Origin of the sequence: Streptomyces sp. NPDC007157 (assembly GCF_040634235.1) — a bacterium.
Lineage (GTDB): Bacteria > Actinomycetota > Actinomycetes > Streptomycetales > Streptomycetaceae > Streptomyces.
The window spans coordinates 140,860-163,222 of record NZ_JBEYFE010000010.1 but is presented as its reverse complement, the minus strand read 5'-3'; the positions used below and the strand labels follow the sequence as shown (position 1 = coordinate 163,222).

Annotated in this window: 20 protein-coding genes; 15 read left to right on the top strand and 5 right to left on the bottom strand. The window is 71.7% G+C overall.

The annotated features are described in order from the left end of the window. Positions 1–72 precede the first annotated feature (72 nt). From ABZ642_RS20365 to ABZ642_RS20330, 8 genes are all read left to right on the top strand, one after another. The gene (locus tag ABZ642_RS20365) at positions 73–867 is read left to right on the top strand and encodes a TIGR03084 family metal-binding protein (RefSeq protein WP_360485581.1); all 795 of its coding nucleotides are present in this window, start codon (positions 73–75) and stop codon (positions 865–867) included. Continuing rightward, the gene (locus ABZ642_RS20360; RefSeq protein ID WP_360485578.1) at positions 864–2,549 is read left to right on the top strand and encodes an acyclic terpene utilization AtuA family protein; all 1,686 of its coding nucleotides are present in this window, start codon (positions 864–866) and stop codon (positions 2,547–2,549) included. The genes ABZ642_RS20365 and ABZ642_RS20360 overlap by 4 nt, the downstream gene beginning before the upstream one ends. Next, a complete protein-coding gene (locus tag ABZ642_RS20355; RefSeq protein ID WP_360485575.1) occupies positions 2,546–4,144 on the top strand; it encodes a carboxyl transferase domain-containing protein in 1,599 nt (532 codons plus the stop codon). Before ABZ642_RS20360 ends, ABZ642_RS20355 begins: the two co-directional genes overlap by 4 nt. Before the next feature lie 8 nt (positions 4,145–4,152). Then, entirely contained in the window at positions 4,153–5,997 is a 1,845-nt protein-coding gene (locus tag ABZ642_RS20350; protein ID WP_360485572.1) for a biotin carboxylase N-terminal domain-containing protein, read from the top strand. Positions 5,998–6,078: 81 nt separating this feature from the next. After that, the gene (locus ABZ642_RS20345; protein ID WP_360485569.1) at positions 6,079–7,245 is read left to right on the top strand and encodes an acyl-CoA dehydrogenase; all 1,167 of its coding nucleotides are present in this window, start codon (positions 6,079–6,081) and stop codon (positions 7,243–7,245) included. Between the two features lie 17 nt (positions 7,246–7,262). Further along, positions 7,263–8,867, top strand: coding sequence for a 4-coumarate--CoA ligase family protein (locus tag ABZ642_RS20340; protein ID WP_360485566.1), 1,605 nt, complete (start codon positions 7,263–7,265; stop codon positions 8,865–8,867). Further along, positions 8,864–9,598: an enoyl-CoA hydratase family protein gene (locus ABZ642_RS20335; RefSeq protein WP_360485564.1), complete on the top strand. Its 735-nt coding sequence runs from the start codon at positions 8,864–8,866 to the stop codon at positions 9,596–9,598. Before ABZ642_RS20340 ends, ABZ642_RS20335 begins: the two co-directional genes overlap by 4 nt. Further along, positions 9,586–10,227, top strand: coding sequence for a TetR/AcrR family transcriptional regulator (locus ABZ642_RS20330; protein WP_360485561.1), 642 nt, complete (start codon positions 9,586–9,588; stop codon positions 10,225–10,227). The genes ABZ642_RS20335 and ABZ642_RS20330 overlap by 13 nt, the downstream gene beginning before the upstream one ends. A 39-nt stretch (positions 10,228–10,266) precedes the next feature. Here the strand turns inward: ABZ642_RS20330 and ABZ642_RS20325 are convergent, their stop codons facing one another. Next, on the bottom strand, positions 10,267–10,905 hold the full coding sequence (locus ABZ642_RS20325; protein ID WP_360485559.1) for a TetR/AcrR family transcriptional regulator: 639 nt from the start codon (positions 10,903–10,905) through the stop codon (positions 10,267–10,269). Positions 10,906–11,086: 181 nt separating this feature from the next. Between ABZ642_RS20325 and ABZ642_RS20320 the strand changes: the two genes are divergently transcribed. Then, positions 11,087–11,740 carry a nuclear transport factor 2 family protein gene (locus tag ABZ642_RS20320; RefSeq protein ID WP_360485556.1) on the top strand — a complete coding sequence of 218 codons (654 nt, stop codon included), beginning with the start codon at positions 11,087–11,089 and terminating at the stop codon, positions 11,738–11,740. 148 nt (positions 11,741–11,888) lie between these two features. Here ABZ642_RS20320 and ABZ642_RS20315 read toward each other — a convergent pair whose 3' ends face one another. Then, positions 11,889–12,989 carry a citrate synthase 2 gene (locus ABZ642_RS20315; protein ID WP_360485553.1) on the bottom strand — a complete coding sequence of 367 codons (1,101 nt, stop codon included), beginning with the start codon at positions 12,987–12,989 and terminating at the stop codon, positions 11,889–11,891. A 199-nt stretch (positions 12,990–13,188) separates the two neighbouring features. Here ABZ642_RS20315 and pdxH point away from each other — a divergent pair, with 199 nt between their 5' ends. The 4 genes from pdxH to ABZ642_RS20295 all read left to right on the top strand — a co-directional run bounded on the left by pdxH (position 13,189) and on the right by ABZ642_RS20295 (position 16,574). Continuing rightward, positions 13,189–13,827, top strand: coding sequence for a pyridoxamine 5'-phosphate oxidase (gene pdxH, locus ABZ642_RS20310; RefSeq protein ID WP_360485972.1), 639 nt, complete (start codon positions 13,189–13,191; stop codon positions 13,825–13,827). A 352-nt stretch (positions 13,828–14,179) separates the two neighbouring features. Continuing rightward, positions 14,180–14,584 (top strand): RidA family protein, encoded by a 405-nt coding sequence (locus tag ABZ642_RS20305; protein ID WP_360485550.1) that lies wholly within the window; start codon positions 14,180–14,182, stop codon positions 14,582–14,584. After that, the gene (locus tag ABZ642_RS20300) at positions 14,581–15,024 is read left to right on the top strand and encodes a GNAT family N-acetyltransferase (protein ID WP_360485547.1); all 444 of its coding nucleotides are present in this window, start codon (positions 14,581–14,583) and stop codon (positions 15,022–15,024) included. The genes ABZ642_RS20305 and ABZ642_RS20300 overlap by 4 nt, the downstream gene beginning before the upstream one ends. Before the next feature lie 128 nt (positions 15,025–15,152). Then, positions 15,153–16,574, top strand: a complete 1,422-nt coding sequence (locus ABZ642_RS20295) for a PAS domain S-box protein (protein WP_360485544.1) — start codon at positions 15,153–15,155, stop codon at positions 16,572–16,574. Positions 16,575–16,606: 32 nt separating this feature from the next. Here ABZ642_RS20295 and ABZ642_RS20290 read toward each other — a convergent pair whose 3' ends face one another. After that, positions 16,607–17,362: an SIS domain-containing protein gene (locus ABZ642_RS20290; RefSeq protein WP_360485541.1), complete on the bottom strand. Its 756-nt coding sequence runs from the start codon at positions 17,360–17,362 to the stop codon at positions 16,607–16,609. 254 nt (positions 17,363–17,616) lie between these two features. Here ABZ642_RS20290 and ABZ642_RS20285 point away from each other — a divergent pair, with 254 nt between their 5' ends. Both ABZ642_RS20285 and ABZ642_RS20280 read left to right on the top strand, forming a co-directional pair. Beyond that, the gene (locus tag ABZ642_RS20285; RefSeq protein ID WP_360485538.1) at positions 17,617–18,309 is read left to right on the top strand and encodes a metal-dependent transcriptional regulator; all 693 of its coding nucleotides are present in this window, start codon (positions 17,617–17,619) and stop codon (positions 18,307–18,309) included. A gap of 506 nt (positions 18,310–18,815) precedes the next feature. Then, entirely contained in the window at positions 18,816–19,706 is an 891-nt protein-coding gene (locus ABZ642_RS20280; RefSeq protein WP_360485535.1) for an alpha/beta hydrolase, read from the top strand. A 142-nt stretch (positions 19,707–19,848) separates the two neighbouring features. On the opposite strand, the gene ABZ642_RS20275 is transcribed toward ABZ642_RS20280, so the two are convergent. After that, a complete protein-coding gene (locus ABZ642_RS20275; protein WP_360485532.1) occupies positions 19,849–21,471 on the bottom strand; it encodes a transporter in 1,623 nt (540 codons plus the stop codon). Continuing rightward, complete coding sequence (locus tag ABZ642_RS20270) at positions 21,459–22,241, bottom strand: ABC transporter ATP-binding protein (protein WP_360485529.1); 783 nt, start codon at positions 22,239–22,241, stop codon at positions 21,459–21,461. The genes ABZ642_RS20275 and ABZ642_RS20270 overlap by 13 nt, the downstream gene beginning before the upstream one ends. Positions 22,242–22,363 lie beyond the last annotated feature (122 nt).

The window sequence follows — 22,363 nt, the reverse complement described above, 5'->3', positions numbered from 1 at the left end:
CGGGCGGCACGCTGCCGTCATTTCATGCAAGCGTGCTTGATTGTTTCTTGGCTCGCTGCCATGCTCCTCCCCATGTCCGAGCCGACGCCTGTCATCGACGACCTGCGTGAGGAGAGCACGGAACTCGACCGGCTGGTAGCCGAGTCGGGAACCGAGCGGTGGACTCTCGCCACCCCCGCGCCCCGCTGGACCGTCGCCCACCAGATCGCCCATCTGCACTGGACCGACCGCGCGGCGCTGCTCGCCGTGACGGACGAGGACGGTTTCCGCGCGGAGGCCGAGAAGGCCCTAGGCGCACCCGACACCTTCGTCGACGAGGGTGCCGAGGACGGCGCCCGACTCCCGCCCGCCGAACTGCTGTCCCGCTGGCGCGAAGGCCGGACCGCGCTGGACCGGGCCCTGCGGGAGGCCGCACCCGGCACCCGCTTCCCCTGGTTCGGTCCGCCCATGTCCGCCGCCTCCATGGCCACCGGCCGGCTCATGGAGACCTGGGCCCACGGCCAGGACATCGCCGACGCCCTGGGTGTGGTCCGCACCCCCACCGCCCGCCTCGGACATGTGGTCCGCATCGGGGTACGGGCAAGGAACTTCGCATACCTGGTACACGGCCTCACCCCGCCCGCCGAGGAGTTCCGGGTGGAGATCACCGGCCCGGACGGCCAACTGTGGGCCTACGGCCCCGAGGACGCCCCGCAGCGCGTCACCGGCCCCGCACTCGACTTCTGCCTCCTGGTCACCCAGCGCGCCCACCGGACCGACCTCGCCGTGACCGCCGTCGGCGCCGACGCCGACCGCTGGCTCGACATCGCCCAGGCCTTCGCGGGCCCGCCCGGCACCGGCCGCACCCCGAAGGGCGGCACCGAGTGACCCTGCGCATAGGCAACGCCTCCGGCTTCTACGGCGACCGCTTCGACGCCCTGCGCGAGATGCTCGGCGGCGGCGAGCTCGACGTCCTCACCGGCGACTACCTCGCCGAGCTGACCATGCTCATCCTGGGCCGCGACCGGCTGAAGGACCCCGGCGCCGGATACGCCCGCACCTTCCTCCGCCAGCTGGAGGACTGCCTGGGCCTCGCCCACGAACGCGGCGTACGGATCGTCACCAACGCCGGCGGCCTCAACCCGGCCGGACTCGCCGACGCGGTACGGCAGTTGGCGGACCGTCTCGGCATCCCTGTGCGCGTCGCACATGTGGAGGGCGACGACCTCACCGCCGCCCACCCCGGCAGCCTCGCCGCCCACGCCTACCTCGGCGGCTTCGGGATCACCGAGTGCCTGCGGGCCGGCGCCGACATCGTGGTCACCGGCCGGGTCACCGACGCCGCCCTCGTCACCGGACCCGCCGCCGCCCACTTCGGCTGGGGACCGGAGGAGTACGACCGGCTCGCGGGCGCCGTCGTCGCCGGACACGTCCTGGAGTGCGGAACCCAGGCCACCGGCGGCAACTACGCCTTCTTCGCCGAAGCGGGACCCGGCCGGGACGTACGGCGGCCCGGCTTCCCGCTCGCCGAACTCCACGCCGACGGCAGCTGCGTCATCACCAAGCACCCGGGCACCGGCGGCTTCGTCGACGTCGGCACGGTGACCGCCCAGCTCCTGTACGAGACCGGCGGCGCCCGGTACGCGGGCCCCGACGTCACCGCCCGCCTCGACACCGTAGGGCTGAGCCAGGACGGCCAGGACCGGGTGCGGATCGAGGGCGTCCGGGGCGAGGCGCCGCCCCCGACCCTCAAGGTCGGCCGCAACCGGCTGGGCGGCTTCCGCAACGAGGTCGTCTTCGTCCTCACCGGCCTCGACATCGAGGCCAAGGCGGCTCTGGTACGGGAGCAGATGGCCGACGCCCTCGCCAAGTCGCCGCCGCGGGAGGCGCGGTGGGAGCTGGTGCGCACCGACCGGGCCGACGCGGACACCGAGGAGACGGCCAGCGCGCTGCTGCGGCTCGTCGTACGGGACCGGGACCAGGAGGCCGTCGGGCGGGCACTGAGCGGAGCCGCCGTGGAACTGGCCCTCGCCAGCTACCCCGGCTTCCATGTGCTCGCGCCACCTGGCAAGGGCGCGCCCTATGGGGTCTTCGAGGATGTGTACGTCCCCCAGGGCGAGGTGCCCCATAGGGCCGTCCTCCACGACGGGCGACGGATCCCTGTGCCGCCGGCCCAGGACACCCTCGTACTCCAGGATCCGCCCGAACCGCCGCTGCCCGAGCCGCTTCCGGCCGGACCCACCCGGCGGGCGCCCCTCGGGCTGGTGGCCGGGGCCCGCAGCGGTGACAAGGGCGGGAACGCCAACGTCGGCGTCTGGGCGCGCTCGGACGAGGCCTGGCGCTGGCTCGCGCACACCCTGACCGTCGACGCCTTCCGGCACCTCGTACCCGAGAGCCGCGAGTTGACCGTGACCCGGCACCTCCTGCCCAACCTCCGCGCCGTCAACTTCACCGTCGAAGGCATCCTCGGCCAGGGTGTGGCCGCCCAACACCGTTTCGACCCCCAGGCCAAGGCCCTCGGCGAATGGCTTCGCTCCCGCCACCTGGACATCCCGGAGGCCCTGCTGTGACGGTCATCGAGACCACACTCGACACCCGCGACCCCGACTACCGGGCGAACCGCGACACCATGCTCGCCAAGCTCACCGACCTGGAGGCCGAGCACGCCAAGGCCCTCGCGGGCGGCGGCGAGAAGTACGTCGCGCGGCACCGGGGGCGCGGCAAACTCCTCGCCCGCGAGCGCATCGAACTCCTCCTCGACCCCGACACCCCCTTCCTGGAACTGTCGCCGCTGGCCGCCTGGGGCAGCGACTACGCCGTCGGCGCCTCGCTCGTCACCGGGATCGGCGTCGTCGAAGGCGTGGAGTGCCTGATCACCGCCAACGACCCGACCGTGCGCGGCGGCGCCAGCAACCCCTGGTCGCTGAAGAAGGCCCTGCGCGCCAACGACATCGCCCTCGCCAACCGGCTGCCCTGCATCAGCCTGGTCGAGTCCGGCGGCGCCGACCTGCCCTCGCAGAAGGAGATCTTCATCCCGGGCGGGGCCATCTTCCGCGACCTGACCCGGCTGTCCGCCGCCGGCATCCCGACGGTCGCCGTCGTCTTCGGCAACTCCACCGCCGGCGGCGCCTACATCCCCGGTATGTCCGACCACGTGATCATGGTCAAGGAGCGCGCCAAGGTCTTCCTCGGCGGACCGCCGCTCGTGAAGATGGCCACCGGCGAGGAGAGCGACGACGAGTCGCTCGGCGGCGCGGAGATGCACGCGCGCGTGTCGGGTCTCGCCGACTACTTCGCCGTGGACGAACCGGACGCGCTGCGGCAGGCACGCCGCGTGGTCGCCCGCCTCAACCACCGCAAGGCGCACCGGGATCCGGGCCCTGCGGAGCCCCCCAAGTACTCCGCCGACGAACTCCTGGGCATCGTCCCCGGCGACCTCAAGATCCCCTTCGACCCGCGCGAGGTGATCGCCCGGCTCGTCGACGCCTCCGACTTCGACGAGTTCAAGCCGCTGTACGGCACCAGTCTCACGACGGGCTGGGCCACCCTGCACGGCTATCCCGTGGGGGTGCTGGCGAACGCCCAGGGCGTCCTGTTCTCCGCGGAGTCGCAGAAGGCCGCCCAGTTCATCCAGCTCGCCAACCAGCGTGACATCCCGCTCCTGTTCCTGCACAACACCACCGGCTACATGGTCGGTAAGGAGTACGAGCAGGGCGGGATCATCAAACACGGCGCGATGATGATCAACGCGGTCAGCAACAGCCGCGTCCCGCACCTCTCCGTCCTCATGGGCGCCTCCTACGGCGCCGGCCACTACGGCATGTGCGGCCGCGCCTACGACCCCCGTTTCCTGTTCGCCTGGCCCAGCGCCAAGTCGGCCGTCATGGGCCCGCAGCAGCTCGCCGGCGTGCTCTCGATCGTCGCCCGCCAGTCGGCCGCCGCGAAGGGACAGCCGTACGACGAGGACGGCGACGCGGCCCTGCGCGCCATGGTCGAGCAGCAGATCGAGTCCGAGTCGCTGCCCATGTTCCTGTCCGGTCGGCTGTACGACGACGGCGTCATCGACCCGCGTGACACCCGCACCGTCCTCGGCCTGTGCCTGTCCGCCATCCACACCGCCCCCTACGAGGGCGCGCGGGGCGGCTTCGGCGTCTTCCGGATGTGAGGGATCACATGATTTCGACCCTGCTGGTCGCCAACCGCGGCGAGATCGCCTGCCGGATCTTCCGCACCTGCGCCGAACTCGGCATCAAGACCGTCGCCGTGCACTCGGACGCCGACGAGAACGCGCTCCACGCGCGCGTGGCCGACACCGCGATGCGGCTGCCGGGCGCCACGCCTGCGGACACCTACCTGCGCGGCGACCTGGTGGTGAAGGCCGCCGTGAGCGCCGGCGCGGACGCCGTGCACCCCGGGTACGGCTTCCTCTCCGAGAACGCCGACTTCGCCCGCGCCGTCCTCGCCGCCGGCCTGGTCTGGATCGGACCGCCCCCGGAGGCGATCGAGGCGATGGCGTCCAAGACGCGCGCCAAGGAGCTGATGGGGATCGCGCCGCTCGGCGAGGTCACCGAGTCCGACCTGCCGGTGCTGGTGAAGGCGGCCGCGGGCGGCGGGGGGCGCGGGATGCGTATCGTGCGCCGCGTCGAGGAGCTGAGCGCGGCGCTGGAGGGCGCACGCGCCGAGGCCGCGAGCGCCTTCGGCGACGGCGAGGTCTTCGTCGAGCCCTACATCGAGCGCGGCCGCCATGTGGAGGTGCAGATCCTCGCCGACGCGCACGGCACGGTGTGGCCGCTGGGCACCCGCGACTGCTCACTCCAGCGCAGACACCAGAAGGTGATCGAGGAGGCGCCGGCGCCCGGGCTCCCCGATGGGCTCACGAAGGAGCTGTACGCGCTGGCCGTGCGCGCCGCGCGCGCCGTCTCCTACACCGGCGCGGGCACCGTCGAGTTCCTCGTCGCCGACGGCAAGGCCCACTTCCTGGAGATGAACACCCGCCTCCAGGTGGAACACCCCGTCACCGAGGCCGTCTTCGGCCTCGACCTGGTCGCCGAACAGATCCGCGTCGCCGAGGGCCACGCCCTCCCGCTCGAAGCCCCACAGGCGCACGGCCACGCGATCGAGGCCCGCCTCTACGCCGAGGACCCCGCCCGCGACTGGGCCCCGCAGACCGGCACCCTGCACCGCCTCGCCGTCCCCGGCAGCGTCCGCCTGGACACCGGCTACACCGACGGCGACGAGATCGGCGTGCACTACGACGCGATGCTCGCCAAAGCGGTCGCGCACGCCCCCACGCGCGCGGAAGCGCTGCGCAAGCTGGCGCACGCGCTCGACCACACCACCCTGCACGGCCCCACCACCAACCGCGACCTCCTCGTCCGCTCCCTGCGCCACGAGGAGTTCACCGCGGCCCGCATGGACACCGGCTTCTACGACCGCCACCTCACCACCCTCACGGCGCCCGCCGCCGACCCGCACGCACCCCTCGCGGCCGCCCTGGCCGACGCGCACGGCCGCTCCCGCTTCGGCGGCTGGCGCAACGTCTCCTCCCAGCCGCAGACCAAGCGCTACCTGATGGCGGGCGAGGAGCACGAGGTCCACTACCGGCACACGCGCGAGGGCCTCACGGCAGCGGGCGTACGGGTCGTGCACGCGGGCGCGCACCTGGTCGTACTCGACATCGACGGCGTACGCCGACGGTTCGAGGTGTCGACGTACGGCGACCAGGTCCACGTCAACAACACCGCCCTCACCGCGCTCCCCCGCTTCCCCGACCCGAAGGCCCAGCTGGCGCCCGGTTCGCTGCTGGCGCCGATGCCGGGGACGGTCGTCCGGATCGCCGAGGGGCTGGCCGAGGGGGACCCGGTGGAGTCCGGACAGCCACTGATGTGGCTCGAAGCCATGAAGATGCAGCACCAGATCACAGCCCCGGTCACCGGCACGCTGAGCGAGCTGCGGGTCGTGGTCGGCCAACAGGTAGAGCCCGGCTCTCTACTGGCGGTAGTGCAAGCGCCCCTCTAGGGGCGCGGGGCAGCACCGATATGCGGCTACCGCCGCGTGAGCGCGAGAAACCACAACGATCCCGCACCCGAAGGAGCCGCCGTGACCCCCCGAATCGAATCCGACGAGCACAAGGCACTCCGCGAAGCGGTGGCCACCCTCGGCAGGAAGTACGGCCGCGAGTACATCACCCGAACCATCGCGGAGGGCCGCGCCCCCACCGAACTCTGGCAGGAGGCCGGAAAACTCGGCTACCTCGGCGTCAACCTCCCGCAGGAGTACGGCGGCGGAGGCGGCGGCATCGCCGAACTCTCCATCGTCCTGGAGGAACTGGGCGCCGCGGGCTCCCCGCTCCTCATGCTGGTGGTCTCACCGGCGATCTGCGGCACAGTGATCGCCCGCTTCGGCACCGAGGAACAGAAGCGGGCCTGGCTGCCCGCACTCTCCGACGGCTCACGCCTGATGGCCTTCGGCATCACCGAACCCGACGCCGGCTCCAACTCCCACCGCATCACCACCACCGCCCGCCGCGACCCCGACACCGGCGACTGGCTGCTCACCGGCCGCAAGGTCTTCATCTCCGGCGTCGACATGGCCGACGCCGTCCTGATCGTCGGCCGCACCGAGGACGCCCGCACCGGACGTCTCAAGCCCTGCCTGTTCATCGTCCCGACCGACGCCGAGGGCTTCCACAAGCACCCCATCGACATGGAACTCAAGGCAGCCGAGAAGCAGTTCGAGCTGGTCCTCGACGACGTGCGGCTGCCCGCCGACGCCCTCGTCGGCGACGAGGACGCCGGCCTCCTGCAACTCTTCGCCGGACTCAACCCCGAGCGGATCATGACGGCCGCCTTCGCGATCGGCATGGGGCGCTACGCACTGTCCAAGGCGATCGAGTACGCGCGCGACCGCACCGTCTGGAAAACCCCCATCGGCGCCCATCAGGCCATCGCACACCCCCTCGCCCAGGCGCACATCGACCTCGAACTCGCCCGCCTGATGATGCAGAAGGCGGCACACCTCTACGACGCCGGAGACGACATCGGCGCGGGCGAGGCGGCCAACATGGCCAAGTACGCGGCGGGCGAGGCGTGCGTGCGCGCCGTCGACCAGGCCGTGCACACCCTCGGCGGCAACGGACTCACCCGGGAATTCGGGCTCGCTTCGTTGATAACAGCGGCGCGCGTGGCTCGTATTGCTCCGGTGAGCAGGGAGATGATTCTCAACTACGTCTCCCACCAGACCCTGGGCCTGCCCAAGTCGTACTAGGCCGCCTTGGAGGAACCGTGTTCCGCAGCGAGTACGCAGACGTCCCGCCCGTAGAACTCCCCATCCACGAGGCGGTGCTGGGCCGGGCCGCCGCGTTCGGCGACACGCCCGCCCTGATCGACGGCACCGACGGCACCACCCTCACCTACGAACAACTGGACCGGTTCCACCGCCGGATCGCCGCCGCACTCGCCGACTCCGGCGTCCGCAAAGGCGATGTACTCGCCCTGCACAGCCCGAACACGGTCGCCTTCCCGACGGCGTTCTACGCGGCCACGCGCGCGGGTGCCTCCGTCACCACCGTGCACCCCCTCGCCACGCCCGAGGAGTTCGCCAAACAGCTCAAGGACTCCGCGGCGCGCTGGATCGTCACCGTCTCACCCCTGCTGGAGGCCGCCCGCCGGGCGGCCGAACTCGCCGGCGGCATAGCGGAGATATTCGTCTGCGACAGTGCGCCCGGACACCGCTCGCTGATCGACATGCTGGCCGGTGACGCCCCCGAGCCACAGGTCGACATCGACCCCGCCGAGGACGTCGCCGCACTGCCGTACTCCTCCGGCACCACCGGCATCCCCAAGGGCGTGATGCTCACCCACCGGCAGATCGCCACCAACCTCGCCCAACTGGAACCCGCCGTCCCCACCGGCCCCGGCGACCGCATCCTGGCCGTACTCCCCCTCTTCCACATCTACGGCCTCACCGCGCTCATGAACGCGCCCCTGCGGATGGGCGCCACCGTCGTCGTACTGCCCCGCTTCGACCTGGAGACCTTCCTCGCGGCCATCCAGAACCACCGCATCACGGGCCTGTACGTCGCCCCGCCGATCGTCCTCGCCCTCGCCAAGCACCCGCTGGTCGAGCAGTACGACCTGTCCTCCCTGAAGTACGTCATGAGCGCCGCCGCGCCCCTGGACGCCCGCCTCGCCGCAGCCTGCTCCGAGCGCCTCGGCCTGCCGCCCCTCGCACAGGCCTACGGCATGACGGAACTCTCGCCCGGCACCCACGTCGTCCCGCTCGACGCCGTGCACCACGCACCGCCCGGCACCGTCGGCAAACTCATCGCCGGCACCGAGATGCGCATCGTCTCCCTCGACGACCCGCACAAGGACCTCGACACCGACGAACCCGGCGAGATCCTCATCCGCGGCCCCCAGGTCATGAAGGGCTACCTCGGCCGGCCCGACGCCACCGCCGCGATGATCGACCCCGACGGCTGGCTGCACACCGGGGACGTCGGCCACGCCGACGCGGACGGCTGGCTGTTCGTCGTCGACCGGGTCAAGGAACTCATCAAGTACAAGGGCTTCCAGGTGGCCCCCGCCGAACTGGAGGCACTCCTGCTCACCCACCCCGGCATCGCCGACGCCGCCGTGGTCGGCGCCTACAACGAGGACGGCAACGAGATCCCGCACGCCTTCGTCGTCCGCCAGCCCACCGCAGCCGACCTCACCGAGAACGAGACCATGCTCTACGTCGCCGAACGCGTCGCACCCTACAAACGCGTCCGCAAGGTCACCTTCATCGCCGGCGTGCCCCGCGCGGCCTCCGGGAAAATACTCCGCCGCGAACTGCGCGCACTCGGGCGGACCACAGCGCACGGGGAACCGGGGGAGCGGCCATGACGTTGATCGGACAGACACGCGCGCGTGCCGTCGCCACCCTCAGCCTCGACTCCGCCCCCACCCGCAACGCCCTGTCCGCCGCCCTCGTCGCCGAACTCGCCGAGGCCCTCACCGACTGCGCCAAGGACCCCGGCATCCGCGCGGTCGTCCTCACCCACACCGGTACGACCTTCTGCGCCGGCGCCGACCTGCGCGACCCGCCCCACCCCGACGCCCTCGTCGGCCTCCTGCGTCAGATCGTCGAACTGCCCAAACCCGTCGTAGCCCGCGTCACCGGCCACGTCCGCGCCGGCGGCCTCGGCCTCCTCGCCGCCTGCGACATCGCGGCCGCCGGCACCGACGCCACCTTCGCCTTCACCGAGGTACGCATCGGCGTCGCCCCCGCCGTCATCTCCCTGACCCTCCTCCCGCGCACCGACCCCCGCGCCCTGGCCCGCTACTACCTCACCGGTGAACGCTTCGACGCCCCCGAAGCCGTACGCCTCGGCCTCCTCACCACCACCGCCGACGACGTCGACACCGCCCTCGAACCCATCCTGGACGGCCTCCGCCGGTCCGCCCCCCAGGCCCTGGCCGAGACGAAACAGCTGCTCACAGCTAGGGTGCTGGAAACATTCGACCGAGACGCGGCCGACCTGACCGCGCTCTCGGCCCGGCTGTTCTCCTCCGACCAGGCCCGCGAGGGGATGACGGCCTTCCTCGAACGACGGGATGCGGCGTGGGTGGTGTGAGTACGGCCGGCGCGAACACGGCGGAACACGCGCGCGGACCTCAACAGGACCGCGCGCCCAAACAGGACCGCAGCCGGGCCACCCGGCAACGGCTCCTGGAAGCCGCCGTGGCCTGCCTCGCCGAACACGGCTGGGCAGGCTCCACCGTCGCCGTCGTCGCCGAACGCGCCGGCGTCTCCCGGGGCGCCGCCCAGCACCACTTCCCCACCCGCGAGGACCTCTTCACCGCCGCCGTCGAATACGTCGCCGAAGAACGCTCCACAGCCCTGCGCGCCCTGTTCCCGCAGGGCACGGCCGACGACCGCCGCGCCGTGGTCAGCGCCCTCGTCGACCTGTACACCGGCCCCCTCTTCCGCGCCGCCCTCCACCTCTGGGTCGCCGCGTCCAACGAGGACCAGCTCCGCCTCCGCGTCACCGAACTCGAAGCCCGAGTGGGCCGCGAGACCCACCGCATCGCCGTGGACCTCCTGGCCGCCGACGAATCCCGCCCCGGCACTCGGGAAACCGTCCAGGGCCTCCTCGACATGGCAAGGGGCCTGGGCCTGGCCAACCTCCTGACGGACGACGCGGCGAGGAGGGAGCGGGTGGTCGCCCAGTGGGCGGCCCTGCTGGACGAGACCCTGGGCTGAGCGCCTCCTGGGCCGCGACTCCACCGGCCTCCGGCCCGGTCAGCCGTCGACGGCGGCGCCCCCGCGGAACGCCCCGGCCACCACGGGGACCAGCTGCCGTTCGATCCGCTCGGCGGACATGGCGGCCAGCTCGGTGCCGATGGGGGCCAGCGCGAGCCAGTTCAGCAGGCCGGCCGCGCAGCGCGTGCGGAAGATCAGTTCCTGCTCGTCCACCCCGGGAAGGTTCGGTGCCAGCACCCGGGCGGCCCCCCGGCGGCTCCGGTCGAACTTGCCGTTCAGCCGCTCCCACCCCTGAGGCGGATCGATGCCGACCCGCGCCACGGTCCGCATCACGGCCAGGTCCTGTCCGCCGGCCGCCAGCGCGCGCACCATCGGCCGGACGAACGCCGTCGCCACCTCATGGAGCGTCGCGGTGGAGGCGAGGGAGTCCAGTTCCAGGATCTTCTCGTCCAGATACCGTTCCAGCGCGTGCTCTATCGCGGAGTCGCACAGCGACTTCAGCGAACCGTAGTGGTAACGCACCGCGGCGACGTTGGCTCCGGCGCGATCGGTGATCTCGCGGAGGGTCACGCCCTCCTGGCCTCGTTGCGAGAGCAACTCCAGGGCGGCCGTCTGCAGGCCGTCCCGCGTGCGCTGCCCGGCCTCCCGGCGCAGGTCCGTCTTCGCCACCTGTGTCATGCAATGTACTCAATCATACGTTTGAGTACATCGTCAACAGTGTGACCACAGAATTCAAACAACGGCTTGACAGCCCGCGCTGCCGTTCATAAGGTCAAGCGAGCGTTTGAATTACTAAGGACGCGGCAGACGCCGTTGCGACGGATCTCGAATCCCGAGTACCAACCTGGAGGAACACGACATGAAGCTGCTCAGCCGGAAGTCGATCACCGCCGCGACCGCGGTAGCTGTCCTGGGTGGTCTTTCCATCGCCGCCGTGCCGTCACAGGCCGCGAGCCCCGCCCACAACGGGGCAGCGGTCCACAGCGGCGCGGCCGCCCCGACCCTGACCGCGCGCCAGCTGGCGAAGCTGCCGCTCACCGACCGCCACCTGACCAAGCACGAGAAGGCCAACCTCGCGGTCGTCCTGCGCGACTACTACGTGGCGGAAGGCAGCCACATCGACGTCCCGACGTTCGTCAACAGCTTCACCAAGGACGGCGTCTTCAACGACATGGTCGCCGGCCAGGCCTACCGGGGGGACGCGCTCGGCAACGTGCTGCCCTACATGAAGGGCCTCTTCTCCAACGTTCACCGTGACCTCAAGCGCATCACCGTGAACGGCGACGTGATCAGCATCGAGCTGTCGATCCAGGGCACGTTCGACGGACAGCTCCAGGCGCCGACGGGCGGCGTCGTCAAGGGCAACGGCCATCAGGTCGACGCGCCGACCGCCGACTTCTGGTACCTGAAGAACGGCAAGGTCACGGCGTTCAACTGCTTCGTCGGGTACTCGAAGATGTACCACGACATGGGCGTGGACTTCGACTGGGCCTCGGCCGTCAACAAGCACTGACCGCTCACCCGGCGGGTGATGTCCGGCGCCACCGGCCGCGCATCACCCGCCGAGCCCGACCACCGGGCCGCCGGCGCGAAACCGGACCATGCCGCTCCTGGGGGCCGACGACGCCAGGCCGACGCCCCGGACTGGCCGACGCCCCGGACTAGTGGGCGATGTCCCCGTACCCCTCGATGTCCTGAGGCTTCCGCACCCCCGGCCCCACATACTCCGCCGACGGCCGCACCAACCGCCCCGTCCGCTTCTGCTCAAGAATGTGCGCCGACCACCCAGCGGTGCGCGCACACGTGAACATCGACGTGAACATGTGCGCCGGCACCTCCGCGAAGTCCAGCATGATCGCCGCCCAGAACTCCACATTGGTGGCGAGCACACGATCCGGCCGACGGTTGTGGAGCTCCTCCAGCGCCGCCTTCTCCAACGCCTCCGCGATCTCGAACCGCGGCGCCCCCAGCTCCCGCGCCGTCCGCCGCAGCACCCGCGCCCGCGGATCCTCCGCTCGGTACACCCGGTGCCCGAACCCCATCAGCCGCTCACCCCGGTCCAGCGCACCCTTGACGTAGGCCTCGGCGTCCCCGGTCCGCTCGATCTCCTCGATCATCCCCAGCACCCGGGACGGCGCGCCCCCGTGCAACGGCCCCGACATCGCACCCACCGCACCCGACAGCGCGGCGGCGACATCCGCACCCGTGGACGCGATGACCCGCGCGGTGAAGGTCGACGCGTTCATCCCGTGCTCGGCGGCCGACGTCCAGTACGCGTCCACAGCCGCCACATGCTTGGGATCCGGCTCCCCACGCCACCGGATCATGAACCGCTCCGCGACCGAGTTCGCCTTGTCGATCTCCCGCTGCGGCACCATCGCCAGCCCCTGCCCGCGCGCGGACTGGGCGACGTACGACAGCGCCATGACCGCGGCCCGCGCCAGGTCGTCCCGAGCCTGCTCCGCGTCGATGTCGAGGAGCGGTTTGAGACCCCAGACCGGGGCGAGCATGGCGAGCGCCGACTGGACGTCCACCCGGATGTCACCCGAATGGACCGGGATCGGGAACGGCTCGGCGGCCGGCAGACCGGGATTGAAGGCACCGTCGACCAGCAGCCCCCAGACGTTCCCGAACGAGACGTGCCCGACCAGATCCTCGATGTCGACGCCCCGGTACCGCAGGGCGCCCCCCTCCTTGTCCGGTTCGGCGATCTCCGTCTCGAACGCGACGACTCCTTCGAGCCCAGGTACGAAGTCGGACATGGGGCGGCTCCTCAGTGAGGTGTACGGCGGAGGCATCTGCACCATAACCCCGAGTGCCAGCATTGGGGAGCCCAGCGGCACTCAGTGCCACATTGGCTCTGCGTCACATGTGGCCCCCACCCCTGTGTGCGTGCGGCAAGATGACCGCGTGACCGACCCCGACGCCGCCGCCGCCGACCCCATCCTCAACCCCGCGCTGATGCGCAAGCACTACCAGGCCGAGGGCCTCGACGAGAACGACCTCGCCGCACACCCCATGGACCAGTTCACCCGCTGGTTCGAACAAGCCGCGCGGGCGGCCGCCGACGGCATGATCTACGAACCCAACGCGATGATCGTCTCCACCGCCGACGCCGAGGGCCATCCCAGCTCACGTACGGTCCTGATGAAGCAGTACGACACCCAGGGCATCGTCTTCTACACGAACTACGACTCCCGCAAGGCCCAGGACCTCGCCGCGAACCCGCAGATCTCGCTGCTCTTCCCCTGGCACGCGATCGCCCGTCAGATCATCGTCACCGGCACCGCCCGCCGCACCGGCCGCGACGAGACCGCCGCCTACTTCCGCACCCGCCCGCACGGCTCCCAGCTCGGCGCCTGGGCCAGCGCCCAGTCCTCGGTCATCCACTCCCGCACCGAACTCGACGCCGCCTACGCCGACCTGAGCGCCCGCTACCCCGAGGGCGAACAGGTCCCGGTCCCCCCGCACTGGGGCGGCTTCCGCATCGAGCCCCGCACGGTCGAGTTCTGGCAGGGCCGCCACAACCGCCTCCACGACCGCCTCCGCTACGTCACCGCCCCCGACGGCACCTGGCACGTGGAGCGCCTCAGCCCCTGAGTCTCCTCTGAGCCCCGCGAAATCCCACGCGGACGCAGACGACCCGCGAACTCGAGGTCCCTCCGTCTGACGACGGAGAAGCCGGCCGGACGTACCGGCGAGTTCGCGGGTCGGGTGACTGCTGGGATTGGGCCGGCTGCACGCGTCTGTCACGTGCCGGTCCGGCACCGCACTCGGTGTGGTGACGGGCGCTAGCCCGCAGTCACCTCACGCGTCCGGTTGTCATACATCTGCCGAACCACCTCCCTTCTCGTGTACCCCACACATTAAGAAGCCGCGGGAGCCGGTTCAACTGCTTTTTCGGGATGTTTACGGCCGCGGTTTCCAACGGCGGTCGTCTAGCGTTTCGTACATGACAAAGCGGCAGGTGATTCTCGGTGGGTCGGTGTTCGAGGAGCAGATCGGGTATGCGCGGGCCGTGGTGGACGGGGACTGGGTGCATGTGTCCGGGACCACGGGGTTCGACTATGCCGAGATGACCATCTCCGAGGACGTCGTGGAGCAGGCCGAACAGTGTCTGCGGAACATCGGGGCGGCGCTGGCCGAGGCCCGCTGCGGGTTCAAGGACGTGGTGCGGGTGCGGTACCTGCTGCCCGTGCGGGAGGACTTCGAGCCGTGCTGGCCGGCGTTGCGGCGGGTGTTCGGGGATGTGCGCCCGGCCGCGACGATGATGGTGTGCGGGCTGGCGGATCCGCGGATGAAGATCGAGATCGAGGTGTACGCGCGGCGGGCGGCAGGAGAGGCGGGGGACGCGTGAGCGGTGTGCTGAGGGTCGTCGGCGTGGGCGGGGACGAGGCGCTGGAGGAGTGGCGGTACGTGCACAACGTCGTCGTACCGCCGGCCGCGATGTCGGCTGCCGAGGCGCGGGAGCGGCTGGCGCGGGGATACCGGCTGGAGAACGCGTATCTCGGGGACGTTCTCGTGGGGTGTTCGACCGTGCGGCCCGCGGTCGACGGGGCGGTGACCGTGATCGCGCGGGTGCTGCCGGGGTTTCGGCGGCGGGGGTTCGGCAAGGCGTTGTACGAGCGTGGGCTCGCGCACGCGCGTGTGCAGGGCGCCGAGGCCGTCGAGACGTGTGTGCTCGCGGTCAACGAGGACGGGCTGCGGTTCGCCGGGCGATGCGGGTTTGTCGAGGTGGAGCGGTATGTGCTCGACGGAGAGGACGATGAGTGGGTGGATCTTCGGCTCGGGTTGTGAGCGTCGGCTTGCAACGATTCCTTCAATCTTGCGGGAACACGGTGTGGGCTGCGTCACGTTCGAGTTGAATGAAGGGCAGCGAGGAACCGGCGCGCCGTGCGTGCGGACGCAGCCTGATGGGGGTCCAGGTGAGTGCTTCCCGGCGTAGTGGGACCACCGACGAGCTGGGGCCCGACGAGCCCGAGCCGGAACCGGAGCGGGACGGTCCGGAGGACTCGGGCGGGTCCGATCTGCTCGCCGCGCTCCTCGACGGCATGGACGCGGCCCTGTGCGCGTTCGACGCGGACGGCTTCGTCACGCACTGGAACCGTGAGGCCGAGCGGATCCTCGGGTGGACGGCGGCCGAGGCGGTGGGCCGGCACGGGTTCGCCGGCTGGGCGGTGCGTGAGGCGGACGCCGACGAGGTCGAGGGGCGGCTGTTGTCGGCCATGCACGCCCCGGGGCGCCAGGTGCACGAGTTCGCGCTGCTCACCAAGGACGGCGGACGGGTGCTGGTGCGGACGCAGTCGGCGGCCGTGCGCGGGCCGGACGGGAAGCCGGCGGGCGTGTACTGCGCGTTCAGCGAGGTGCATACGCAGATCGACCTGGAGCGGTCGATCGCGCTGAGCGAGGCGCTGTTCGAGGACGCGGCCTGGGGTGTCGTCCTCGTGGACGCGGATCTGCGGCCCGCCGTCGTCAACGCGCATGCGGCGCGGGCGCTCGGGACGGGGCGCACGTCGGCGCTGGGGCGCCCGCTCGGGGAGCTGCTGGCGCAGGGCGTGGAGGATCTGGAGGGCGCGCTCACGTATGTGCTGGCCGAGGGCGCGCCGCCCGCGCCGGCCGAGATGTGGGTGAGCGTGCGGACGGCGGAGGGCGAGGAGCGGCGCTGCTGGCGGTCCGGGTTCGTGCGGCTGGCGTCGCCGCTCGCGGAGGAGCCGGTGCCGCTCGGGGTCGGCTGGCTGTTCCAGGACGTCACGGAGGCCAAGCAGGCCGAGCAGGAGGCGGCCGTGCTGCGCTTCCGTGCGAACCAGCTGCATCGTGCGGGCCGCGCAGCCTCCGAGTGCGAGGACCCGGTGGAGGCCGCCACCGTCCATCTGGACTTCGCGCTGGCGGGGTTCGCCGATCACGCGGTGGTCGACCGGGTGGTGGGCGGTGCCCGGGCGGACGGGGACGTGGGTCCGGTGCGGCTGGTGCGGATCGCGGCCACGCCGTCCGGGTCGCCGGGGCCGAGTCTGCTGACGGGCGCGGCGGGGCTGCCGGTGCGCTACGAGGAGGGGCATCCGGCCCTGCAGTGCGTGGCGCGCGCCGGGAGTGTGCGGGCGGACGCCGGGAGTGTGACGGCGGATCGTGCGCGGGCGTGGGCGCTGGAGCGGCAGTGGCCGGGGGACGCGGTGCACGCGTTGTGCGCGGTGCTGCGCTGCCGGGGGCGGACGCTGGGCGTGCTGACGTTCCTGCGCACGTCGGGGCGCAGCCGCTTCGAGCGGGTGGACGCGACGTACGCGGAGGACGTGGCGGTGCGGATCGCCGCGGCGCTGGATCTGGCCCAGCTGGCGAAGGAACGGCAGCAGTAGCGGCAGCGGTAGCGGCCGCGCGGCGCCGGGCCTCAGTGCTGGTAGAAGATCCGGTCGCGGTACTCCTCGAACACGCGGGCGTTCCATTCGTGGCCGCCGTCGACGTTGCCGGAGCGCAGCAGCGGGGGTTCGATGCCGCGGGCGGCGAGGGTGGCCGCGGTGGTGGCGAGGACCGCCTGGAGCAGGGCGCTGGTGACGACCGTGGAGGCGGGGGCGAAGGGGGCGGGGATGGTGTCGAGGGTGAGTTCGGCGTCCCCGATGGCGATCTTCGAGTCGAGTACGACGTCGCAGTGGTCCTTGAGGTACGTGCCGGAGGAGTGCCGGGAGGCGGTCTCGGCGGCGTAGGCCACCGAGGTCACGCCGATGACCTTGGCGCCGCGGGTGCGGGCGGTGACGGCCATCTCGACGGGCAGGGCGTTGCGGCCGGACAGGGAGATGATCACGAGGGCGTCGCCGGCGCGCAGGGGCGAGGTGTCGAGGACGGCGGTGGCGAGTCCGTCGACCCGTTCCAGGCGGGAGCCGAGGGTCGCGGGCATCACGTCGACGCCGACGAGGCCGGGGGCGGCCAGGAGGTTCATGAGGGCGAGGCCGCCCGCGCGGTAGACGACGTCCTGGGCGGCGAGGGAGGAGTGCCCGGCGCCGAAGGCGAACAGCCGGCCGCCGGCGGCGACGGTGTCGGCGAGGAGGGTGCCGGCGGCGGTGATCGCCTCGGCCTCCTCGTCGCGGACGCGTTGCAGGAGTCCGATCGCGGCGTCGAAGAACAGGTCGGCAGGTGTGCCGTCGCTCATGCGGTGCCCCTTTGCGCGGTCGACGCCGTGGTCCGTGGCGCGGAGGTCCGTGGCACGGAAGTCTGTGTCGCGGATCACCCTCCGGTCTGGACCATCTCGGTGTCAATACGGCCGGGGGCGGCAGCGGCGGGCCGAGTTGCCGGGCTCCTGTTTTCCCCGCGTCCCCCGCTTGTCAGTGGGATCCGGCAGAATTGGTGACAGGGCCAGCGCACGCACGCGGCCGGGCTTCCGGCAGAGGTAATCGAGGGGCACGTATGTCCGGACTGATCGACACCACGGAGATGTATCTCCGCACCATCCTCGAGCTCGAAGAGGAAGGCGTGGTCCCCATGCGCGCCCGCATCGCGGAGCGGCTCGACCAGAGCGGGCCGACGGTGAGCCAGACGGTGGCGCGGATGGAGCGGGACGGTCTGGTGTCCGTCGCCAGCGACCGCCATCTGGAGCTGACCGACGAGGGCCGCCGGCTGGCGACGCGCGTGATGCGCAAGCACCGGCTCGCCGAGTGCCTGCTGGTCGACGTGATCGGCCTGGAGTGGGAACAGGTGCACGCCGAGGCGTGTCGCTGGGAGCACGTGATGAGCGAGGCGGTGGAGCGGCGGGTGCTGGAGCTGCTGCGCCACCCGACCGAGTCGCCGTACGGCAACCCGATCCCGGGCCTGGAGGAGCTGGGCGAGAAGGACGGCGCGGACCCGTTCCTCGACGAGGGCATGGTGTCGCTGGCCGACCTGGATCCGGGTACGGACGGCAAGACCGTGGTCGTACGCCGGATCGGTGAGCCCATCCAGACCGACGCGCAGTTGATGTACACGCTGCGGCGGGCGGGTGTGCAGCCCGGTTCGGTGGTGAGCGTGACGGAGGCGGCCGGCGGGGTGCTGGTGGGCAGCGGCGGTGAGGCGGCCGAGCTGGAGGCGGACGTCGCCTCCCATGTGTTCGTCGCCAAGCGCTGAGTACCGGTAGACCGGAGCCTCTCTCAACTTCCGCTGTTCATGGGGTAGTTGACGCCCTCTCTCGGTGTCGCCGCGGGGTCTGTCGAACGCGTCGAATCCGAGATTCAGTGCTCCGAATCGCAGCGCTCGAACGTTTCGCGTGCGAGGCTGTCGCGAGAGGCATATGACCTGAGGGGGCGGGGAGGATGTGCCGAAGGCGTGAAGACGGACCTGGGGTTGGCCCCGGCACCCTTCGGTGCCGGGGCCTGTCCTCCCCAGTGCTGACCCGGAGCCCCGAGCTCTCAGGGTCATCCCCTCGGACCGTCTTCCCCGAGCGGTCCGCCCCCCGCAGAAGAAATCCCCCCGGTGGCGCCGATCATGCCTGGGGAGGGGTCACTCGAACGAGGGGTGTTGCCCGCAGGGACCCGATTTTCGAATAGATATTCGATAGTCTGCGGCGGTACCGAAGCATCACGAAGCGATACGAGGCGACACTAGGCACGCGGAGCTAGGGGGGTGCCAGGCTCATGGCACGACGCATCGACGTGACAGGAGCCGGCGGCGTACACCTCGCCGCCTGGGAGTTCGCGGACCCGCCCAAGGCGGAGGATCCGGCGCGGCCGCACGGTGACCGTCCCGACCCGGACCGTTCGTTCCCCGGCGTGCTGTTACTGCACGGCCTGATGGGCCGCGCCTCGCACTGGGCCTCCACCGCCCGCTGGCTCTCCGACCGGCACCGCGCCGTCGCCCTCGACCAGCGCGGCCACGGCCAGAGCGACAAGCCCCCGCAGGCCGCCTACACGCGTGAGGCGTACGTCGAGGACGCCGCGGCCGCCATCGAGCAGCTGGACCTCGGCCCGGCCGTGCTCATCGGCCACGCCATGGGCGCGCTGACCGCCTGGCAGCTCGCCGCGAAGCGCCCCGAACTGGTCCGGGGCCTGATCATCTGCGATATGCGGGCCTCCGCGCTCGGCGCGGCCTCGCAGCGGGAGTGGGCCGACTGGTTCAAGTCCTGGCCCGTCCCCTTCGCCACGCTCGCCGACGTACGCAAGTGGTTCGGCGAGGACGATCCCTGGGTGGAGCGGCCGAACCCGGCGCGCGGGGAGTTCTACGCCGAGGTGATGCACGAGGGCGCCGACGGGTGGCGGCCCGTCTTCGACCCCGACCAGATGCTGAAGTCCCGGGAGACCTGGGTGTACGACGCGCACTGGGAGGAACTGGCCCAGGTGCCGTGTCCCGCGCTGGTGGTGCGCGGGGTGGACGGGGAGCTGGGGCGGGCGGAGGCGCAGGAGATGGTGCGGGTCCTCTCCAAGGGGGAGTACGCCGAGGTGGCCGAGGCGGGGCATCTGCTGCCCTATGACCGGCCGGAGGCCTGGCGGGCGGCTGTGGAGCCGTTCTTGGACCGGGTGGGGGAGTGACCGGCGCCTACGGGGCAGGGGGAGGAGCGATACCGGCGGCCGCGGGCTCGTGGGGGTTGCTCGCGCCCGCGCGGCGGTAGCCGTACATCGATACAGCCCCGCGCCCTGGGTACACCGCGCCGCTGTCAGCCGCCGCTCACCGTCACCCCCTGCTGACCGCCGTCAGGATCTCCGGCAGGCTCGCCGCCGTGCGCGGTGCCGCCAGGCGTAGGCCCGCCCAGGTGATCGCCGCCCCGTAGGCGGCCCCCACCGGCAGCAACACCCATGTCCACTCCCCGCCTCCCGCGCTCACGTTCAGCGTGATCGTCAGGGCGATGACGGGGGCGCACAGGAGGGCCGCCGAGACCATGCCGCCGAAGATCGCGATCCAGGCCAGGCCGGCCTGACCGGCGGCGACGTTCTTGTGGCCCTCCTGGGGGATGGAGTACGGGAAGCGGGCCGAGGTCCAGGCGCCGGTCGCCAGCATCGCGCCGAGCAGGGCGAAGGACAGGCCGAGCACCTCGGGCAGCCGGGGCCAGTCGCCCAGCATGGCCGTGGTCAGGACGGTCACCAGCGTCGCGTACGGCAGGGTGATCACCAGCAGGGCCAGCGCGCGCCCGCGCAGTTCGACGTAGGCGTCCCGCGGGGACGAGATGGTCATCGCGACCATCCAGAAGGCGGAGGTGTCCTGCCCGAACTGGTTGTACATCTGGATGCCGAGCATCCCGGCGGCGAAGCACGCGAAGTAGATCGACCCGGTGCCCTGCAGGGCGTTGAAGACGGGCACGATCAGGCCGATGGCCAGCGAGGTCACCCAGGCGGCCTTGGTCTTGGGGTCGCGCCAGACGTAGCGCAGGCTGCGCGCCATGACCGTTCCGGTACGGCTGGGGGTACCTCCCAGGCCTGTGGCCCCGAGGGAGGGCAGCAGGCGCCCGAGGCCCGCGCCGTCGGAGGAACGGCTCCGGGCGGCCGAGTCGGGTGCCTGGAGCGTCGAGCCGTCCGGTGCGGTCATCAGCCGGGTCAGGGTCCGCGCCCAGGCGCCGATCAGCAACGCCGGCGCGGCCACGGACAGGGCCAGTTGCGCGGCGGCAGTGCCGTACGACCCCTCGCTCGCCGAGTGCACCGCGCCGATCGCCGATGCCGGCGGCAGCCAGCGCACCACGTCGGCCACCGGCGCGAGCTCGCCGAGCCCGGCCGAACCGAGGCTCTGGGCCCCGAAGTTGACCAGCTGCGCCCCGATCGCGATGACCAGACCGCTCAGTACGGCCAGGTCACGGCCCTTGCGGCTGCTGAGCAGCCGTACGTTCGCGGCGGCCACCGCCCGCGCGAGCGCCACACAGACCAGCAGTGCGAGGGCTACGGCGACGACCGCGACGCCGTACCCGGCCGCCCCATGCGCCACGGACACCGCACAGCCCACCAGCAGCATGAGCGAGAACAGCGGGCCGATGCCGACCAGGGAGGCGGCCAGCAAGGCCCGTACCAGCGGCCGTGGCCGGAGCGGGAGCATCACCAGGCGGGTCGGGTCCAGGGTCTCGTCGCCGCTCGGGAAGAACAGCGGCATCACCGCCCACCCGAGCGCCAGCACGGCCGCCCCCAGCACGGCCACGGCATCCGCGTGCGCATGCCCGCGCAGCATGATCAGGCCCAGCAGCTGCACCGCCCCGAACAGCAGCGCGAGCACGGCCGACACGACGAACGCGGCCCGGCGGCCACCGGACTGCCGCAGTCCGTTGCGCAACAGCGACAGCTTCAGCCGTACGACGGTGGCGGTCACGTCCGCCATCGGGCCGCCCCGCCGCCCAGCCAGTCCAGGTCCGAACCGGCGTCCCGCCCGGTCGCCCCGACCAGTTCCAGGAAGGCGGCCTGGAGGGTGCCGTGCGCCCCGCGCACGTCCGCCAGGGTGCCCGTCGCACGGATCCGCCCGGCCGCCATCACCGCCACCCAGTCGCACAGCGACTCGACGAGTTCCATGACGTGGGAGGAGAAGACGACGGTCGCGCCGGAGGCCGTGTAGCGCTCCAGGACACCCCGGATGGTCTGCGCGGACACCGGGTCCACGCCCTCGAACGGCTCGTCCAGGAAGAGGACTTCGGGGTTGTGGAGGAGAGCCGCCGCGAGCCCGATCTTCTTGCGCATGCCGGTCGAGTAGTCGACGACGAGCTTGTGCTGGGAGCCGGCGAGATCGAGCACGTCCAGGAGCTGGGTGGCCCGCTTGTCGACCTCGGCGCCGGGCAGCCCGCGCAGCCGGCCGCTGTAGCCGAGCAGTTCGCGTCCGGAGAGCCGCTCGAAGAGCCGCAGCCCTTCGGGCAGCACGCCGATACGGGCCTTCACCGCCACCGGGTCCTGCCACACGTCGTGCCCGACCACCTCGACACTTCCCTGGTCCGGCCGGAGCAGCCCGGTCACCATGGAGAGGGTGGTGGTCTTCCCGGCCCCGTTGGGCCCGACCAGCCCGACGAACTTCCCGGCGGGCAGCGACAGATCGATCCCGCCGACGGCCACCTGCTGCCCGAACCGCTTCCAGAGCCCACGAACACGAACCGCATCGGTCATGCCAGAACCCTACGGTGGGTGGGGGCGGCGGTAGGGGTGGGGACGCTTACCGGCACCTGCAGGGTGCCGCTGCGCCCACCCGTGCCGCCCTGCGGCACGATTGCCCGCAGCTGTGCAGCTGA

Bases quoted from the DNA above. Each gene is read 5' to 3' on its own strand.
- ABZ642_RS20320 (WP_360485556.1), top strand. From the start codon at position 11,087: ATGAAGCTGCTCAGCCGGAAGTCGATCACCGCCGCGACCGCGGTAGCT.
- ABZ642_RS20285 (WP_360485538.1), top strand. From the start codon at position 17,617: ATGTCCGGACTGATCGACACCACGGAGATGTATCTCCGCACCATCCTC.
- ABZ642_RS20305 (WP_360485550.1), top strand. From the start codon at position 14,180: ATGACAAAGCGGCAGGTGATTCTCGGTGGGTCGGTGTTCGAGGAGCAG.
- ABZ642_RS20335 (WP_360485564.1), top strand. From the start codon at position 8,864: ATGACGTTGATCGGACAGACACGCGCGCGTGCCGTCGCCACCCTCAGC.
- ABZ642_RS20275 (WP_360485532.1), bottom strand. From the start codon at position 21,471: ATGGCGGACGTGACCGCCACCGTCGTACGGCTGAAGCTGTCGCTGTTG.
- ABZ642_RS20280 (WP_360485535.1), top strand. From the start codon at position 18,816: ATGGCACGACGCATCGACGTGACAGGAGCCGGCGGCGTACACCTCGCC.
- ABZ642_RS20350 (WP_360485572.1), top strand. From the start codon at position 4,153: ATGATTTCGACCCTGCTGGTCGCCAACCGCGGCGAGATCGCCTGCCGG.
- ABZ642_RS20365 (WP_360485581.1), top strand. From the start codon at position 73: ATGTCCGAGCCGACGCCTGTCATCGACGACCTGCGTGAGGAGAGCACG.
- ABZ642_RS20290 (WP_360485541.1), bottom strand. From the start codon at position 17,362: ATGAGCGACGGCACACCTGCCGACCTGTTCTTCGACGCCGCGATCGGA.
- ABZ642_RS20325 (WP_360485559.1), bottom strand. From the start codon at position 10,905: ATGACACAGGTGGCGAAGACGGACCTGCGCCGGGAGGCCGGGCAGCGC.
- ABZ642_RS20315 (WP_360485553.1), bottom strand. From the start codon at position 12,989: ATGTCCGACTTCGTACCTGGGCTCGAAGGAGTCGTCGCGTTCGAGACG.
- pdxH (WP_360485972.1), top strand. From the start codon at position 13,189: ATGCGCAAGCACTACCAGGCCGAGGGCCTCGACGAGAACGACCTCGCC.
- ABZ642_RS20270 (WP_360485529.1), bottom strand. From the start codon at position 22,241: ATGACCGATGCGGTTCGTGTTCGTGGGCTCTGGAAGCGGTTCGGGCAG.